14 protein-coding genes and 1 riboswitch are annotated in these 15,660 nt (G+C 64.8%); of the genes, 2 read left to right on the forward strand and 12 right to left on the reverse strand.

Translation table 11 applies throughout. From position 1 onward, the window contains the following. Positions 1–18 precede the first annotated feature (18 nt). From EV674_RS11195 to EV674_RS11220, 6 genes are all read right to left on the reverse strand, one after another. Entirely contained in the window at positions 19–936 is a 918-nt protein-coding gene (locus tag EV674_RS11195; RefSeq protein ID WP_119012667.1) for a hydroxymethylglutaryl-CoA lyase, read from the reverse strand. Between the two features lie 114 nt (positions 937–1,050). Then, a complete protein-coding gene (locus EV674_RS11200; RefSeq protein ID WP_119012666.1) occupies positions 1,051–1,971 on the reverse strand; it encodes a 2-hydroxyacid dehydrogenase in 921 nt (306 codons plus the stop codon). A 76-nt stretch (positions 1,972–2,047) separates the two neighbouring features. Beyond that, a complete protein-coding gene (locus tag EV674_RS11205) occupies positions 2,048–4,087 on the reverse strand; it encodes an acetyl/propionyl/methylcrotonyl-CoA carboxylase subunit alpha (RefSeq protein WP_119012665.1) in 2,040 nt (679 codons plus the stop codon). Between the two features lie 20 nt (positions 4,088–4,107). Next, positions 4,108–4,890, reverse strand: coding sequence for an enoyl-CoA hydratase/isomerase family protein (locus tag EV674_RS11210; protein ID WP_119012664.1), 783 nt, complete (start codon positions 4,888–4,890; stop codon positions 4,108–4,110). Next, positions 4,887–5,396: a DinB family protein gene (locus EV674_RS11215; RefSeq protein ID WP_119012663.1), complete on the reverse strand. Its 510-nt coding sequence runs from the start codon at positions 5,394–5,396 to the stop codon at positions 4,887–4,889. The genes EV674_RS11210 and EV674_RS11215 overlap by 4 nt, the downstream gene beginning before the upstream one ends. A gap of 17 nt (positions 5,397–5,413) precedes the next feature. Continuing rightward, a complete protein-coding gene (locus EV674_RS11220) occupies positions 5,414–7,021 on the reverse strand; it encodes a carboxyl transferase domain-containing protein (RefSeq protein WP_119012662.1) in 1,608 nt (535 codons plus the stop codon). Positions 7,022–7,260: 239 nt separating this feature from the next. Between EV674_RS11220 and EV674_RS11225 the strand changes: the two genes are divergently transcribed. Then, complete coding sequence (locus EV674_RS11225; RefSeq protein ID WP_119012661.1) at positions 7,261–8,262, forward strand: AraC family transcriptional regulator; 1,002 nt, start codon at positions 7,261–7,263, stop codon at positions 8,260–8,262. Positions 8,263–8,301: 39 nt separating this feature from the next. Here EV674_RS11225 and EV674_RS11230 read toward each other — a convergent pair whose 3' ends face one another. The 6 genes from EV674_RS11230 to EV674_RS11255 all read right to left on the reverse strand — a co-directional run bounded on the left by EV674_RS11230 (position 8,302) and on the right by EV674_RS11255 (position 13,583). Next, complete coding sequence (locus EV674_RS11230; protein WP_119012660.1) at positions 8,302–9,546, reverse strand: HD-GYP domain-containing protein; 1,245 nt, start codon at positions 9,544–9,546, stop codon at positions 8,302–8,304. Positions 9,547–9,605: 59 nt separating this feature from the next. Beyond that, positions 9,606–10,274 carry an HAD family hydrolase gene (locus EV674_RS11235; protein ID WP_119012659.1) on the reverse strand — a complete coding sequence of 223 codons (669 nt, stop codon included), beginning with the start codon at positions 10,272–10,274 and terminating at the stop codon, positions 9,606–9,608. 112 nt (positions 10,275–10,386) lie between these two features. Further along, entirely contained in the window at positions 10,387–11,124 is a 738-nt protein-coding gene (locus EV674_RS11240) for an amino acid ABC transporter ATP-binding protein (protein ID WP_119012658.1), read from the reverse strand. A gap of 24 nt (positions 11,125–11,148) precedes the next feature. Then, positions 11,149–11,817: an amino acid ABC transporter permease gene (locus EV674_RS11245; RefSeq protein WP_119012657.1), complete on the reverse strand. Its 669-nt coding sequence runs from the start codon at positions 11,815–11,817 to the stop codon at positions 11,149–11,151. 1 nt (position 11,818) lies between these two features. Further along, entirely contained in the window at positions 11,819–12,571 is a 753-nt protein-coding gene (locus EV674_RS11250; RefSeq protein WP_119012656.1) for an amino acid ABC transporter permease, read from the reverse strand. A 112-nt stretch (positions 12,572–12,683) separates the two neighbouring features. Further along, entirely contained in the window at positions 12,684–13,583 is a 900-nt protein-coding gene (locus EV674_RS11255) for an amino acid ABC transporter substrate-binding protein (RefSeq protein WP_119012655.1), read from the reverse strand. Between the two features lie 404 nt (positions 13,584–13,987). After that, a riboswitch (S-adenosyl-L-homocysteine riboswitch) is annotated at positions 13,988–14,070 on the forward strand. Positions 14,071–14,141: 71 nt separating this feature from the next. On the opposite strand from EV674_RS11255, the gene ahcY reads away from it, so the two are divergent. Beyond that, positions 14,142–15,575, forward strand: a complete 1,434-nt coding sequence (ahcY, locus tag EV674_RS11260) for an adenosylhomocysteinase (RefSeq protein WP_119012654.1) — start codon at positions 14,142–14,144, stop codon at positions 15,573–15,575. The last annotated feature ends 85 nt before the right edge of the window (positions 15,576–15,660 follow it).

A 15,660-nucleotide genomic window follows, 5' to 3' on the forward strand; every position in this document is an offset into this window, starting at 1 on the left:
TGGTGTGGGGTGTTGTGCTCAGCCAGCGCGTTTGTTCAGAACGGCCACCGCCACGCGCGAGGCGCTTTTGCGGCCCAGGAAGTCGCTGATGTAGACGCCGGCATCAATCAGCTTGTCCAGGTCGATGCCGGTGTCAATGCCCATGCCGTGCAGCAGGTACACCAGGTCTTCGGTGGCCACGTTGCCCGTGGCGCCCTTGGCATAGGGGCAGCCGCCCAGGCCCGCCACGGAGGACTGGAAGTTCCACACCCCCAGCTCCAGTGCCGCCAGCGTGTTGACCAGCGCCTGGCCATAAGTGTCGTGAAAATGCCCCGACACCTCGTCAATGGCGTAGTGCTGCAACGCCGCTTCGATGGCGCGCTGCACCTTGCGCGGCGTGCCCACGCCGATGGTGTCGGCCACGTCCACGCGCTGCACGCCGATGCCGCGCATCAGGCCCGCCAGGTAGGCCACACGCTCGGGGGCGATCTCGCCCTCGTAGGGGCAGCCCACGGTGCAGCTCATGGCGCCGCGCACCGCAATACCGGCTGCGCGCGCCGCCGCCACCACCGGGGCAAAGCGCTCAATGCTCTCGGCAATCGAGCAGTTGATGTTCTTCTGGCTGAAGGCCTCGCTGGCTGCGCCAAACACCACGATCTCGTCGGGCCGGTCTTGCACCGAGGCTTCATAGCCTTGCAGATTGGGCGTCAGCACCGAGTAGCGCACGCCGCTGCGCCGGGCGATGCCTTGCATCACGGCGTGGTTGTCGGCCATCTGCGGCACCCACTTGGGGCTCACGTAGCTGGTGACTTCGATCTCTTGCAGGCCCGCGTCCTGCAAGCGCTGCACCAGGCTGATCTTGACATCGGCAGGCACGGGGGTTTTCTCGTTTTGCAGGCCGTCGCGCGGGCCTACGTCGATGAGTTTGACGCGGGTGGGAAGGTTGGCAAGGTTCATGGTTGTGCTATTGGCTCCATCAAATTTTCTGTAAAGTCCCAGCCAACACGGCCCCCTTCAACACCACTGCCTCGGCGGCCAGGTTGCTTGGGGGTTTTTTCTGGGCGTGCGTTGTCAGTACCCCCGCGCGGGCTCCACCACCCCGGCAATGGCCTCGCCGCGCTGTAGCGCAGTGATTTTGCGGGCGATCTGGGCAATGCTTTCGTCGCGCAGCGTGCGCGCCGAGGTGTGGGGGGTGACGGTGATGTTCGGGTGCTGCCAGAACGGGTGGGCGGCGGGCAGCGGTTCGGTGCGGAACACGTCCAGCGTGGCGCCCGCCACGTGGCCACTGGCTATCAAGGCCAGCAGGTCGTCATCAACCAGGTGCGCGCCGCGCGCCACGTTGATCACGTAAGCGCCCGGCTGCAGGCGGGAGAGCGTGTCGCGGTGGATGATGTTGGCTGTGTCGGGCGTGAGGGGCAGCAAATTGACCAGTACGCGGCTGGCAGCGAGGAAGTCGTTGAACTGCCCCGCACCGCTGAAGGCGCGCACGCCCGCGACGGCTTTGGGCGAGCGGCTCCAGCCGTTGACCGGAAACTCGAACTGCGCCAGCGCCTGGGCCACGCGCTCGCCCAGCACGCCCAGGCCCATCACCCCGACCGCAAAATCCTGGCGCAGGCGTGGCTTGCGGTAGGCCCAGCGCCCGGCCTGCCGGTCGGCCTCGTAGCCGTCGAACTCGCGGAAATGCCGGATAACGGCATGGCACACATATTCGGCCATTTGCACGGCCATGCCCGCGTCGTCCAGGCGCACCACGCGCGCGCCGGCAGGCAGGCGCCGCTGTAGCAGGCCATCGACGCCCGCGCCAATATTGAACAGGGCCTGTATGCCTTGCTGCTCATCCAGAAACTGTTGGGGCGGTGCCCAGACCACGGCGTAGTCGGCCAGCGGGGCACCGCTTTGCCAGACAGTGATGTCCGCCTGTGGCAGGGCCGCGCGCAAGCCCTGTAACCAGGGCTCGGCTTTGGTATCGGTGCAGCAAAAAGTGATTTTCATGGCGCGAGAGCGTAACGCCATTGCCCCGCCAGCGCAGTCCGGCGCGGCACACACCTTGTGCCGCAGCTGGTCATGCTCAGGCGGCGCTGGCAGCCACCAGTTTGAGCAGCTCGGCGCCCTCGGTCAGCTGGTCGCCCGGGGCGTAGAGCAGCTCGGCCACCACGCCATCGAACGGCGCGGCAATCGTGTGCTCCATCTTCATGGCCTCCATCACGGCCAGGGGCTGGCCTTTGCTGACTTTGTCACCGGCCTGCACGGCAAACGACACCACCTTGCCGGGCATGGGGGCCGTCAGGCGACCGCCTTCAGCGGCCACTTCGCCAGCGTGCGCCAGCAGGTCGATTTCGACAATCTGCGTGGCACCGCGCGCGCTGAACACATGCTCGGTTTCGCCCTGGGCATAGACGCTGACCAGCGTGCGCTCACCGGCAAACTCCAACTCGATGCGGTTATCGCAGAGCGCCTTGAACGCCAGCGCGCCGCTGGTGGCCGCGCCGTGGCCCTCGGGGGGCTGCACGGCAAAGTCCAGTGCGCCGCCGCCCTGGTAGGTCAGCACGGCACTGGCCTGGGCGCCGCCAAATTCAAAGGCAAAGCGCCGCTGCGTGCGCCCATGCGAGCGCCAGCCGTCGCGCTGGCTGAAGGGGTCGGTGCCCGCCAGCCGCTGTTCGGCCAGCAGGGTTTGTGCCACGGCAGCGGCAGCGGCCAGCGGCAGGCCCACCAGTTCCTGGCCAAACAGCACGGCGGCCTCGCGCTGGATCAGGGCGGTGTCGAGCTGGGCGTTGGCAAACGCGGGGCTGCGCGCCACCAGACGCAAAAACTGCACGTTGTTGGCCAAGCCGACGATGTGTGTTTGCGCCAGCGCTTCGTCCAGCCGGGCCAGCGCCTGCTCGCGCGTGTCGCCGTGGACGATGAGCTTGGCAATCATCGGGTCGTAGAACGGACTGATGGCATCGCCTTCGCGCACACCGTCGTCAAAGCGCACTTCGCCGCGTGCAAAGCTGGTGCAATGCGGCTTGCGGTACACGGTCAGGGTGCCGGTGGCGGGCAGGAAGTGGTTCTCGGGGTTTTCTGCGCAAATGCGCGCTTCAATGGCGTGGCCGGTGATGCGCAGGTCTTCTTGCTTGCAGGGCAGGGGCTCTCCCGAGGCCACGCGCAGTTGCCACTCCACCAGGTCTTGGCCCGTGATGGCTTCGGTGACGGGGTGCTCCACTTGCAGGCGGGTGTTCATCTCCATGAAGTAGAACTTCATCTGCTCGGGGTGTTCGTAGCCGCCGGGCTGCTCGACGATGAACTCCACCGTGCCTGCGCCCACGTAGTTCACGGCGCGCGCAGCGGCCACGGCAGCTTCGCCCATGCGGGCGCGCAGCTCAGGCGTCATGCCGGGGGCGGGGGCTTCTTCCAGCACCTTCTGGTGGCGCCGCTGCACCGAGCAATCGCGCTCGAACAGGTACACGCAGTTGCCGTGGGTGTCGCCAAACACCTGGATTTCGATATGGCGCGGGCGCTGTACGTATTTTTCAATCAGCACGTTGTCGTTGCCAAAGCTGTTGATGGCTTCGCGCTGGCACGATGCCAGGGCAGCGGCAAAGTCTGCGCTGTGCTCGACCACACGCATGCCCTTGCCACCGCCGCCCGCGCTGGCCTTGATGAGCACGGGGTAGCCGATGCGGTCGGCCTCGGACTGCAGCAGTGCCGGGTCTTGGTCGGCGCCGTGGTAGCCCGGCACCAGGGGCACCTGGGCTTGCTCCATCAGCCGCTTGGATTCGGCCTTCAGGCCCATGGCCTGGATGGCGGAGGCGGGCGGGCCGATGAACACCAGACCTGCTTTGGCACAAGCCTGGGCAAATTCGTCGTTCTCGCTCAGAAAACCGTAGCCGGGGTGGATGGCCTGGGCGCCCGTGGCTTTTGCGGCCTCGATGATGCGTTCCCAGCGCAGGTAGCTTTCCTTGGGGGTGCTGGCGCCGATGTGGACGGCCTCATCGCAGGCGGCCACATGTTTGGCGTGGGCATCGGCGTCGGAATAGACGGCCACGGTTTTGATGCCCATGCGGTGCGCCGTAGCGGCCACGCGGCAGGCAATCTCGCCGCGATTGGCAATCAGAATTTTCTTAAACATGGTGAATTTCTCCAGGAATTTCAGGCCAGCCAGCCGGGTTTGCGTTTTTGCAGGAAAGACTGCACGCCCTCGCGGCCTTGTTCGCTGGCGCGGATGTCGGCAATGCCTTCCACGGTGGCGGCGATCAGTTGTGCGTTGATGTCGCGCTCGGCCACGTCTTGCACCAGCTTTTTGCAGGCGCGCACGGCGTCGGGGCTGGCTACGGTGATGGCCCGGGCCAGCTCGTCCACCTTGGCGTCGAGCTGATCGGGCGCGACCACCGCGTGGACAAAACCGGTGCGCAGTGCCTCGGCAGCGTCAAAGCGTTCGGCGGTCAAAAAGTAGCGGTGCGCGGCGCGTGCGCCCATGGCGCGGATCACATACGGGCTGATGGTGGCGGGGATGAGCCCCAGCTTGACTTCGCTCAGGCAGTAGCCTGCCGTATCCACGCTCACGGCCATGTCGCACGTGGCCACCAGGCCCATGCCACCGGCGTACACATCGCCCTGCACGCGGGCGATGGTGGGCTTGGGGCATTCATAAATCACGCGCAGCATCTGGGCCAGCTTGCCCGCATCGATGAGGTTTTCCTCGCGGGTGTAGTCGGCCATGCGGCGCATCCAGTTCAGGTTGGCACCGGCGCAAAAGGCTGGGCCTTCGGCGGCCAGCACCACCACGCGCACGTCGGGGCGCGCGCCCACCTCGGTGAAGGCTGCGGTGATCTCGGCAATGACCTCGTCGCTGAAGGCGTTGCGCACCTCGGGCTGCGTGAGCGTGATGCGCGCCACGGCGCCAGTTTGGGTGATGGACAGGTTCTGACTCATGGCTTGGATGGGTTTTGCAAGAAGTAAACAAGGTCCAGCTCAGGGCAGGGCTGGCCCAGGGCGGTCAATGCGGCGGTGATCTGGCCCCGGTGGTGCGTGCCGTGGTTGAACACATGCGCCAGCGTGGCCGCAAAAGGCAACGATGCCGCTGTGCCACGCATGGTGGTGTAGTCCAGCGTGCCGCCCCAACGGTCTGGAGAGAACGAAGCGATCAGCGGTGCCCAGCGGGCAGCACCTTCACGCAGGCGGGCATCCAGCCGCGCACGGTCGCTCTCCAGTTCGGTGTCCAGCGCCACCTTGGGTGAAATGCCCTCGGCAAACCGCACAAACCACAGGTGGTGCTCACCCACCAGCAGGTGGTTGAGCGTGCCGTGGATGCTGTTGAAGAACAGGCCCACATCGTGCCGATAGGCCTCTTCAGGCAACGCCCGCACGGCATCGAGCAGGCGCACCGTGGCCCACACGTTGTAGCGTGCGAGTTGGGTGAAGTGGGCCACAGCGTCCATGGAAGCTCCCCGTGGGGTTACATGCGGAAGATGCCGAACTTGGTGTCTTCAATCGGCGCGTTGCGCGTGGCCGACAGGCCCAGCGCCAGCACGCGGCGCGTGTCGGCGGGGTCGATCACGCCGTCGTCCCACAGGCGGGCGCTGGCGTAGTAGGGGTGGCCCTGGTCTTCGTACTGGCGGCGGATCGGCGCTTTGAAGGCTTCTTCTTCTTCCATGCTCCAGCTGCCGCCCTTGGCTTCGATGCCATCGCGCTTGACGGTGGCCAGCACGCCAGCGGCCTGGTCGCCGCCCATCACGGAAATGCGCGCGTTGGGCCACATCCACAAGAAGCGCGGCGAGTAGGCGCGGCCACACATGCCGTAGTTACCGGCGCCAAAGCTGCCGCCGATGATGATGGTGAATTTGGGCACGCTGGCCGTGGCCACCGCCGTGACCATCTTGGCGCCGTTGCGCGCGATGCCTTCGTTTTCGTACTTGCGGCCCACCATGAAGCCGGTGATGTTCTGCAAGAACACCAGCGGAATCTTGCGCTGGCAGCACAGCTCGATGAAGTGCGCGCCCTTGAGGGCCGATTCGCTGAACAAAATGCCGTTGTTGGCAATGATGCCCACCTGCATGCCTTCGATGCGGGCAAAGCCCGTGACCAGCGTGGTGCCGTAGCGGGCCTTGAACTCGTCGAACTCACTGCCATCGACGATGCGGGCGATGATTTCGCGCACATCAAAGGGCTTGCGCGTGTCCACGGGGATCACGCCGTACAGCTCTTCTGCTGCAAAATTAGGAGCTGTTGGCGCAGTATCGGCGGGCGCTGGAGCCTTGTTTTTATTCAAATTGCGCACGGCATTGCGCGCCAGGGCCAGCGCGTGCATGTCGTTTTGCGCCAGGTGGTCGGCCACGCCCGACAGGCGCGTGTGGACATCGCCACCGCCCAGGTCTTCGGCGGTGACGACCTCGCCCGTGGCGGCTTTGACCAGCGGCGGGCCACCCAGAAAAATGGTGCCCTGGTTTTTCACGATGATGGATTCATCGCTCATGGCAGGCACGTAAGCGCCGCCCGCTGTGCAAGAGCCCATGACCACGGCGATTTGTGCGATGCCCTGGGCGCTCATCTGCGCCTGGTTGAAGAAGATGCGGCCAAAGTGGTCGCGGTCGGGGAAGACCTCGTCCTGGTTGGGCAGGTTGGCACCGCCCGAGTCCACCAGGTAAATGCAGGGCAGGTGGTTTTGCTGGGCCACTTCCTGCGCACGCAGGTGCTTTTTGACGGTGAGCGGGTAGTAGGTGCCACCCTTCACGGTGGCGTCGTTGCACACGATCATGCAGTCGATGCCGCTGACGCGGCCAATGCCAGCGATCAGGCCCGCGCCGGGGGCGTCGTTGTTGTACATGTTCAGTGCGGCCAGGGGGGCCAGCTCCAGGAACGGCGTACCGGGGTCGAGCAGCATTTGCACGCGCTCGCGCGGCAGCAGCTTGCCACGGGCGGTGTGTTTGGCGCGGGCGGCTTCGCCACCGCCCGCAAAAATGGTGGCAAGGTGCGCGTTCAGGTCAGCGACCAGCGCGCGCATGGCGCTGGCGTTGGCCTGAAAGTCGGCCGAGCGGGCGTTGAGTTGGCTCTGCAAAACGGGCATGGTGGTCTTTCCGGGTGCAAGAAATAGGGCGTGCGCCATGGCGGTCACGCCAGGCTGCGCGGTGTGGGTATGCCACGACACGAACGGCAAGAATACGCCCTTCGCTGGTTTTGAGGTTGCCAGCGGGGTTGCAAATTGCGCCACGGCAACGCACACTGCGGTTGGTGAATCACGCTCCTGCCACGGCACCGGTTGCCACCCTGTCATCGCCCCTTCCCGGCGGCCCTGCCGCTACGCCCATGGCTTTTGTGCAGGCCATTGTGCAGGCTTGCACACGCGCCGGTGTGCCCCCCGGTCCGCTGCTGGCGCAGGCACAAATCGCGCCACAAGAAGTGGTAAACCCTGAGGCCCGTGTCACCGCCTGGCAGTTCGAGCGGCTCTCGGGCCTGGCCATGCAGGCGCTCGACGATGAGGCCCTGGGCTGGTTTGGCCGCCGCCTGCCTTGGGGCAGCTACGGCATGCTGGCGCGCGCCTCCATCAGCGCGCCCACGCTGGGCGTGGCCTTGCAGCGCTGGTGCCGCCACCACGGCCTGCTGCAAGAGGCCATCACACTGCGCCTGCACAGCGAGGGCGGTACGGCCACGCTCTCGCTCACTGCGCACCGTGACCTGGGGCCGTTTCAGGAGTTCTGTCCGGTGTCGGTGCTGCGCAATGCCCACGGTCTGGCCTGCTGGTTCATCGACTCGCGCATTCCGCTGCAAGGGGCGCAGTTTGCGTTTGCCCGGCCTGCGCACCACAGCGCCTATGCGGTGTTGTTTCCGGGGCCGACGGTGTTTGGCGCCCCGGTGGCGGGGGCGGCGCTGGCCAGCATCCGCTTGGATGCGCGCTACCTGGCGCTGCCTTTGCAGCGCGACGAGGCTGCGCTGCGCCAGATGCTGCAACGTGCCCTGCCGCTGACGGTGCTGCAATACCGGCGCGACCGCCTGCTGGTGCAGCGTGTGCGCCACGCCCTGGCCGCCGACCCGGGCGCCGCCCACAGCGCCGAGGCCCTGGCCCAGCGCCTGCACCTGTCGCCGCGCACCCTGCACCGCCAGCTCAAGGAGGAGGGGGCATCGCTGCAAGCGCTGAAAGACGAGGTGCGCCGCGAGCGCGCCATCGCCCTGCTGCACCGCACCGACCGCCCCATCAAGCAGGTGGCGCACGAAGCGGGTTTTGGCAACGACAAGAGTTTTATCCGCGCGTTTCGCAGCTGGACGGGGCAATCGCCCGCCGAGTTCCGGCGCAGCGCCCGGCCTGGCTGAGGCCAGTGCAGGGCCGCTGCGTTGGCGCGGGCGGGCGTTTCAGGCCGTGGCGGCGTCGGTCAGCGTGCTGTGGGCGGCGGCCATGGCTTCGTCCAGGTCTTGCTCCAGCGCCTCCAGAATGGGCCACTCCACGCGCCCGGCCTGCGCCAGTTCGTGCATGAAGGCCATGGCCTGGGCGGCGTCCAGCCCGGCGCGGTAGGGGCGGTCTTGCACCATGGCCTGGAAGATGTCGGCCACACGCAGGATGCGCGCCTCCAGCGGCAGCGTGCGCGCATCCAGATGGAACGGGTAGCCATGCCCGCCCGGCTCTTCGTGGTGGTAGGCGGCCCACAGGGCGATGTCTTCAAAGCCCTGGATGCCGCGCAGAATCTGGAAGGTTTCAAAGCTGTGGGTGTGGATGATCTGGCGCTCGTCGGGCTCCAGCACACCGGGTTTTTCCAGGATTTCGTCGGGCACGCGCAGTTTGCCCAGGTCGTGCAGCAGCCCGGCCACCTCCAGCTTGTCGCAGTGGTCGGCGCTCACACCCATGCGCTGGGCCAGCAGCCGGGCCAGGCAGGCCACACCCTCGGAGTGGCGTGCTGTGAACGGGCTTTTGGCATCGACGATGCGGGCAAACAGCGCAGCCGCCTGGCGGATTTGCATTCCCTGCGCGGGCAGGGGCGTGGCCTGTGCCAGTTGGTGCTGCAACGCCTGCTGGATGGCACGCGGCTCCAGCAGCAGCCAGAACGCCTCGGTGCGCGAAGCCTGCAAAAACGCCTCTACCAGCGCGGGCGCGAAATGGCAGCCGCTGCGCTGCGCGATTTCGGTACGGATTTGCGCCATATGAACCAGTACGGCGTTGCTGGCGTAATAGGGCGCGGCCAGGGTGTCCACCCGGTCTACCAGGTAAATCAGGTTGGCCTGCAAGGCCACCTCGGGCGCCAGGTCCAGCGTTTTCAGCTCGCTCCAGGGGGTGTGGTGGTAACGGATGGGCAAGGCCATGGCCGCCAGTGGCGCAAACGATTGCAGCAGTGCGCAGCCATCCACCGCATGCTCTTGCGAGCCCACCCAGTCAAACTCGGCCAGCAGGTGCTGGTGCATGCGGGTAGAAGACACGCCGATGTCGTGCAGCATGCCCAGCTCGAACAGAAAATGCTGCTCCGGCAGCCCCAGGCCCAGCACGCGGCCACATTCGGCGGCCATCACGCCCACCCGCTTGCCGTGGGACAGGTCGTCCACCCCGACCAGATCCAGGGCGTCGGAGAGGGCGTAAATCACATGGTGCAGTTCGGCTTGCAGGGGCATAAGCTTGAAGGATGGGCTGGGGGTGAGCAAAGCGCGGGTGCGCACGCCCGGTGGCAATGCTACCAACCACTGAGCAAGCCGGGCAGTGCGGCCATGTCGGCAATGATGTGTTGGGCCCCGGCACCGCGCAGCGCCTCGGGTGTGCCGTGGCCCACCGGGCTGGGGCTGTAGCCCACCACGGTGGCGCCAGCGGCCACCCCGGCCTGCACGCCCGTCACGGTGTCTTCAATCACCAGGCAGCGCGCGGGCGCCACGCCCAGTGCGGCGGCGGCGGCCAGGTACACGTCGGGCGCGGGTTTGGTGGCGGGCATTTCGTGGCCGCTGAAGATGCGGCCCGCAAAGTACGGCGCCAGGCCCACTTGGGCCAGCTGCATCTCGACCTTGAAGCGGTCGGCCCCCGAGGCGCAGGCAATGCGCCCTTGCAGGCGCTCGTGCACGGTGCGCACGGCCTCTACGGCGCCGTCAATGGCTTGCAGCTCGGCGGCCAGCCGGGCGTTGCGGCGCGCGTAGAAGGCGGCCATCCAGGCGTCGGTGAGCGGGCGACCGGTGTGGGCCTCGATGCGCTCGGCCTCGCTGCGCACCGTCTTGCCGATGAACCACTCCATGCACTGCGCAGGCGTCAAGGCCCAGCCGGCCTCGTTGAGCATCTGGCACAGCACGCCGTTGGTGATGGGCTCGCTGTCCACCAAAACCCCATCACAATCGAATAAAACTGCTTCAAATTTCATAGCTGGTAGCGCCCTCTGCATCGGGGCTGGAGGGCAAAAACATATAAAAACACACCCGCAGGTGCGCCAGGCGCCTGCGGGTGTGTGCGGGGGAAGGGCAGCGGCTGCGGGTTCAGTGCTGCAAGATTTTGTTGAGGAAGTCTTTGGTACGGGTCTGGCGCTCTTCGGGGTGGTTGAAGAACTCGTCGCGCGTGCAGTCTTCGAGGATTTTGCCGCCCACGTCCATGAAGATCACGCGGTTGCTCACCTTGCGGGCAAAGCCCATCTCGTGGGTCACGCACATCATGGTCATGCCCTCGTGGGCCAGGCCGACCATCACGTCCAGCACCTCGCCCACCATTTCGGGGTCGAGGGCGCTGGTGGGCTCATCGAACAGCATGACGATGGGGTCCATCGACAGTGCCCGGGCAATGGCCACGCGCTGCTGCTGTCCGCCCGAGAGCTGGCCCGGGAACTTGTCTTTGTGCGCCATCAGGCCCACGCGGTCAAGCATCTTCAGGCCGCGCTGTTTGGCCTCGTCGGCGCTGCGGCCCAGCACCTTGATCTGCGCGATGGTCAGGTTTTCCGTCACCGACAGGTGCGGAAACAGCTCAAAGTGCTGGAACACCATGCCCACATGGCTGCGCAGCTTGGGCAGGTTGGTGGCCGGGTCGTGCACGGGCACGCGGTCCACCCAGATTTCGCCCTGCTGGATGGGTTCGAGGGCGTTGATGGTCTTGATCAGCGTGGACTTGCCCGAGCCCGAAGGCCCGCACACCACCACCACCTCGCCTTTGTTGATGCGGGTGGAACAATCGGTCAGCACTTGGTAGTTGCCGTACCACTTGGAAACGTTTTTGAGTTCAATCATGGCGAATCTCTTGGAATATCGGTCTTAGCGGATGATGGCAATCTTTTTGTGCAGGCGCTTGACGCCCCACGACAGGGCATAGCACATCACAAAGTACAGCACGGCAGCGGCCAGGTAGGCCTCGATGGGGCGGCCAAAGTTCTTGCCCGCCACCTCAAAGCCCTTGAGCATGTCGTAGGCGCCAATGGCATACACCAGCGAGGTGTCCTGGAACAAGATGATGGTCTGCGTCAGCAGCACCGGCAGCATGTTGCGAAACGCCTGCGGCAGGATCACCAGCTTCATGTTCTGGCCATAGGTCATGCCCAGGGCCTGGCCGGCAAAGACCTGGCCGCGTGAGATCGACTGGATGCCCGCGCGCATGATCTCGCTGAAGTACGCCGCCTCAAAGGCGATGAAGGTGATCACCGCCGACACCTCGGCGCCAATGGGGCGGCCAATCAGCGCGGGCGCCAGCAGGAACACCCACAAAATCACCATCACCAGCGGAATGCTGCGCATGCCGTTGACATAGATGGTGGCGGGCACATCCAGCCACTTTTTGCCCGACAGGCGCATCAGCGCCAGCACGGTGCCAAACAGCACGCCGCCAATGGTGGCCACCACCGTCAGCATGACGCTGAAGTACAGCCCCTTGAGCACGAAGTTGCTGATCAGGTCCCAGTTGTAGAAAGAAAAGTCAAGCCCGGTCATGTCAGTGTCCTCCTGCGCTTGCTGCCACCAGGCCAGGAATGCGGGCGCGCTTTTCCACGAAGGCCATGATGCGGTTGATGGCAAAGGCCGACACCACGTACAGCGCCGTGACGGCCAGATAGACCTCGATGCCGCGCGCGGTTTCTTCCTGCGCCTGCATGGCGAACATGGTCAGCTCGGCCACCGACACGGCAAACGCCACCGACGAGTTCTTGAAAATGTTCATGGTCTCGCTGGTCAGCGGCGGAATGATGATGCGAAATGCCGCTGGCAGCAGCACATAGCGGTAGCTCTGGAACGTGGTAAAGCCCATGGCCATGGCCGCATAGCGCTGGCCGCGCGGCAGGGTCTCAATGCCCGAGCGCACCTGCTCGGCAATGCGCGCCGAGGTAAAAAAGCCCAGCGCCAGCACCACCAGCACAAAGCCGGGCACGGCCTTCATCGCCGGAAACACCGTGGGCACCACGTGGTACCACAGGAACAGCTGCACCAGCAGCGGAATATTGCGGAACAACTCCACCCAGGCGTTGCCCAGTTTCACGATGCCCGGTCTGCCCGGCAGCGTGCGCAGCGTGCCCACCAGCGCACCCAGCACCAGCGCCAGCAGCAGCGACAGCAAAGACACCGACACCGTCCAGCCCCAGGCCGACAGCATCCAGTCCAGGTAGGTGATGTCACCACCCTTGCCAAAGCAGCCCTGGACTGCCGTTCTGCTCATGGTGTCCTCACAGAACACCTGCCAATCCCAGCTCATAGGATTTCCCCTTTCTTCAATCTGTATGCCCACGGGTCTATTCAACGTACCCGGCACAACAAAAAAGCCCCCTCAAACATCAGTTTGAAGGGGCGCATGTGCGAACTGCCAGTTATTTCTTGGCGTAGTCTTCCATGGGTTTGTCGTTGGGGGTGGCCCAGGCGGCCTTGGTGGCTTCAGACAGGGGCAGGCCCACCTTGGTGTTGGTGGGCGGAACGGGTTGCATGAACCACTTGTCGTAGAGCTTGGCCAGCGAGCCATCGGCAATCTGGCGCTTGATGGAGTCGTCCACGGCCTTCTTGAAGGCAGTGTCGTCCTTGCGCAGCATGCAGGCGATGGGCTCCACGCTCAGCACTTCGCCCACGATCTTGAAGTCTGCCGGGTTCTTGGATTTGGAGATGTTGGCCGCCAGGATGGAGGCATCCATCACAAACGCGTCGGCGCGGCCCGTTTCCAGCAGCAAAAAGCTGTCGGCATGGTCTTTGCCATAGACCTCCTTGAAGTCGATGCCGCCAGCGCGCTCGTTTTTGCGCAGGGTTTGCACCGACGTGGTGCCCGTGGTGGTGGCCACGCTCTTGCCGTTGAGGTCTTTGACCGAGTTGATGCCCGAGTTGGCTTTGACGGCGGTGCGCACTTCTTCCACATAGGTGGTGACGGCAAAGGCCACATCCTTCTGGCGTGCCGCATTGTTGGTGGTGGAGCCGCACTCAAAGTCCACCGTGCCATTGGTTACCAGGGGCACGCGGTTTTGCGACGTGACGGGCTGGTACTTGGTTTCCAGCTTGGCCAGGCCCAGCTGCTTTTGCAGATCGGCAATCACGCGCTCGGCCATTTCGGTGTGAAAGCCCACGTATTTGCCATTGCCCAGGGTGTACGACAGGCCCGACGACTCGCGCACGCCCAGCGTGATGCTGCCCGATGCTTTGATCTTGGCCAGCGTGTCGCCCGCTTGGGCGAATGCACTGCCTGCGGCCAGTGCGGTGACGGCAATTGCCAGCAAATGTTTTTTCATGAAAAGGTCTCCTTGTGGGGGTGAAATCCAAAACGCACAACCGGGTGGGTCTGCACGCACACGTTCCATCGGCTTACGTTGCCTCGGTGACAGCATTTTGACACCTTGACCGCCCCTAAAGTGCTCTGTGGGGATGTTGTGCGCTAGGGGGTAATACCGAGCCGGGGGGAGTGGGTGGCGCCGTGGCCATACCCCAACTCTGGCGCTGCTGCACCCAGGTGACGCTACCCACAAACGCCCACTGGCGCAGGCATTGTCTGGAGTCTTCAGGTGTGTGTCAGCCTCGAAATGCTATTTAATTAATAGCTACTTGCGCTTTCTGTATAAGCCTTGGAGCCGGATTGGGCGTGGATTATTGCCCTGTGCCTTGCGCCACCGCTGCCACAGCTTCCGTATAATCCGCGCTTTCCGAGGAGCGTTGCAGCGCCCCCTACACACAGCGGGGCGTGAGGCTCGGAACCCTATCTCGCAACGACGCTCATCCACTTTCCGTGTGGTGAGCTTTTTTCATGACTCCCCAGCGGCCAGTGGTTTGTTCAAACCTGTTTGGAGCTGACCATGAACGCACCGTCCACAACCTTCGCCCCCGCCGATTGCGCCATTGCCGATATCGCCCTGGCCGCCTGGGGCCACAAGGAAATCCGCATCGCCGAGACGGAAATGCCCGGCCTGATGGCCATCCGTGAAGAGTTTGCCGCCAGCCAGCCGCTCAAGGGCGCGCGCATCACCGGCTCGCTGCACATGACCATCCAGACCGCCGTGCTGATCCAGACACTCGAAGCCCTGGGCGCCACAGTGCGCTGGGCCTCGTGCAATATTTTCAGCACGCAAGACCACGCCGCCGCTGCCATCGCTGATGGCGGTACGCCGGTGTTTGCCATCAAGGGCGAATCGCTGGCCGACTATTGGGATTACACCCACCGCATCTTTGAATTCGGCGCTGCTGGCACCCCCGGCGAAGGCCCCAACATGATCCTGGACGACGGCGGCGACGCCACCATGCTCATGCACCTGGGCCAGCGCGCTGAAAAAGACCTGTCGGTGCTCGACAAGCCCACCAGCGAAGAAGAAACCATCCTGTTTGCCGCCATCCGCGCCAAGCTGGCCGTGGATGCCACCTGGTACACCCGCAAGTCGGCCGAGATCATCGGCGTGACCGAAGAAACCACCACCGGCGTGCACCGCCTGAACGAAATGTCGGCCAAGGGCACGCTGCTGTTCCGCGCCATCAACGTCAACGACTCGGTGACCAAGAGCAAGTTCGACAACCTGTACGGCTGCCGCGAATCCCTGGTGGACGGCATCAAGCGCGCTACCGACGTGATGATCGCCGGCAAGGTGGCGCTGGTGGCCGGCTACGGCGACGTGGGCAAGGGCAGCGCCCAGGCCCTGCGCGCCCTGAGCGCCCAGGTCTGGGTGACCGAAATCGACCCCATCAACGCCCTGCAAGCCGCCATGGAAGGCTACCGTGTGGTGACGATGGAATACGCCGCCGACAAGGCTGATATCTTCGTCACCACCACCGGCAACAAGGACGTGATCCGCCACGAGCACATGCTGGCCATGAAAGACCAGGCCATCGTCTGCAACATCGGCCACTTCGACAACGAAATCGACGTGGCCTCGATCGAGCAATACCAGTGGGAAGAGATCAAGCCCCAGGTGGACCACATCCAGTTCCCTGATGGCAAAAAGATCATCCTGCTGGCCAAGGGCCGTCTGGTGAACCTGGGCTGCGCCACCGGCCACCCCAGCTTTGTGATGAGCGCCTCGTTTGCCAACCAGACCATCGCGCAGATCGAGCTGTTCACCAAGACCAGCCAGTACGAAGCGGGCAAGGTCTATGTGCTGCCCAAGCACCTGGATGAAAAAGTGGCCCGCCTGCACCTGAAGAAAGTGGGCGCCATGCTCACCGAGCTGACCGACGCCCAGGCCGCCTACATCGGCGTGCCGAAAAACGGCCCCTACAAGGCCGACAGCTACCGGTATTGAACCCGCTTTGAGGCGCTGCGCGCCTTCCCCTTCAGCGGGGGGCGCCGCTAGCGTCCCGGCAAAGCCGGTTGCGCTGCGGCGCTGG

The sequence above is a fragment of the Simplicispira metamorpha genome (genome assembly GCF_004341365.1).
GTDB lineage: Bacteria > Pseudomonadota > Gammaproteobacteria > Burkholderiales > Burkholderiaceae_C > Simplicispira > Simplicispira metamorpha.

Bases quoted from the DNA above. Each gene is read 5' to 3' on its own strand.
- EV674_RS11205 (WP_119012665.1), bottom strand. From the start codon at position 4,087: ATGTTTAAGAAAATTCTGATTGCCAATCGCGGCGAGATTGCCTGCCGC.
- ahcY (WP_119012654.1), top strand. From the start codon at position 14,142: ATGAACGCACCGTCCACAACCTTCGCCCCCGCCGATTGCGCCATTGCC.
- EV674_RS11235 (WP_119012659.1), bottom strand. From the start codon at position 10,274: ATGAAATTTGAAGCAGTTTTATTCGATTGTGATGGGGTTTTGGTGGAC.
- EV674_RS11210 (WP_119012664.1), bottom strand. From the start codon at position 4,890: ATGAGTCAGAACCTGTCCATCACCCAAACTGGCGCCGTGGCGCGCATC.
- EV674_RS11230 (WP_119012660.1), bottom strand. From the start codon at position 9,546: ATGCCCCTGCAAGCCGAACTGCACCATGTGATTTACGCCCTCTCCGAC.
- EV674_RS11225 (WP_119012661.1), top strand. From the start codon at position 7,261: ATGGCTTTTGTGCAGGCCATTGTGCAGGCTTGCACACGCGCCGGTGTG.
- EV674_RS11255 (WP_119012655.1), bottom strand. From the start codon at position 13,583: ATGAAAAAACATTTGCTGGCAATTGCCGTCACCGCACTGGCCGCAGGC.
- EV674_RS11240 (WP_119012658.1), bottom strand. From the start codon at position 11,124: ATGATTGAACTCAAAAACGTTTCCAAGTGGTACGGCAACTACCAAGTG.
- EV674_RS11200 (WP_119012666.1), bottom strand. From the start codon at position 1,971: ATGAAAATCACTTTTTGCTGCACCGATACCAAAGCCGAGCCCTGGTTA.
- EV674_RS11195 (WP_119012667.1), bottom strand. From the start codon at position 936: ATGAACCTTGCCAACCTTCCCACCCGCGTCAAACTCATCGACGTAGGC.
- EV674_RS11220 (WP_119012662.1), bottom strand. From the start codon at position 7,021: ATGCCCGTTTTGCAGAGCCAACTCAACGCCCGCTCGGCCGACTTTCAG.
- EV674_RS11215 (WP_119012663.1), bottom strand. From the start codon at position 5,396: ATGGACGCTGTGGCCCACTTCACCCAACTCGCACGCTACAACGTGTGG.
- EV674_RS11245 (WP_119012657.1), bottom strand. From the start codon at position 11,817: ATGACCGGGCTTGACTTTTCTTTCTACAACTGGGACCTGATCAGCAAC.
- EV674_RS11250 (WP_119012656.1), bottom strand. From the start codon at position 12,571: ATGAGCTGGGATTGGCAGGTGTTCTGTGAGGACACCATGAGCAGAACG.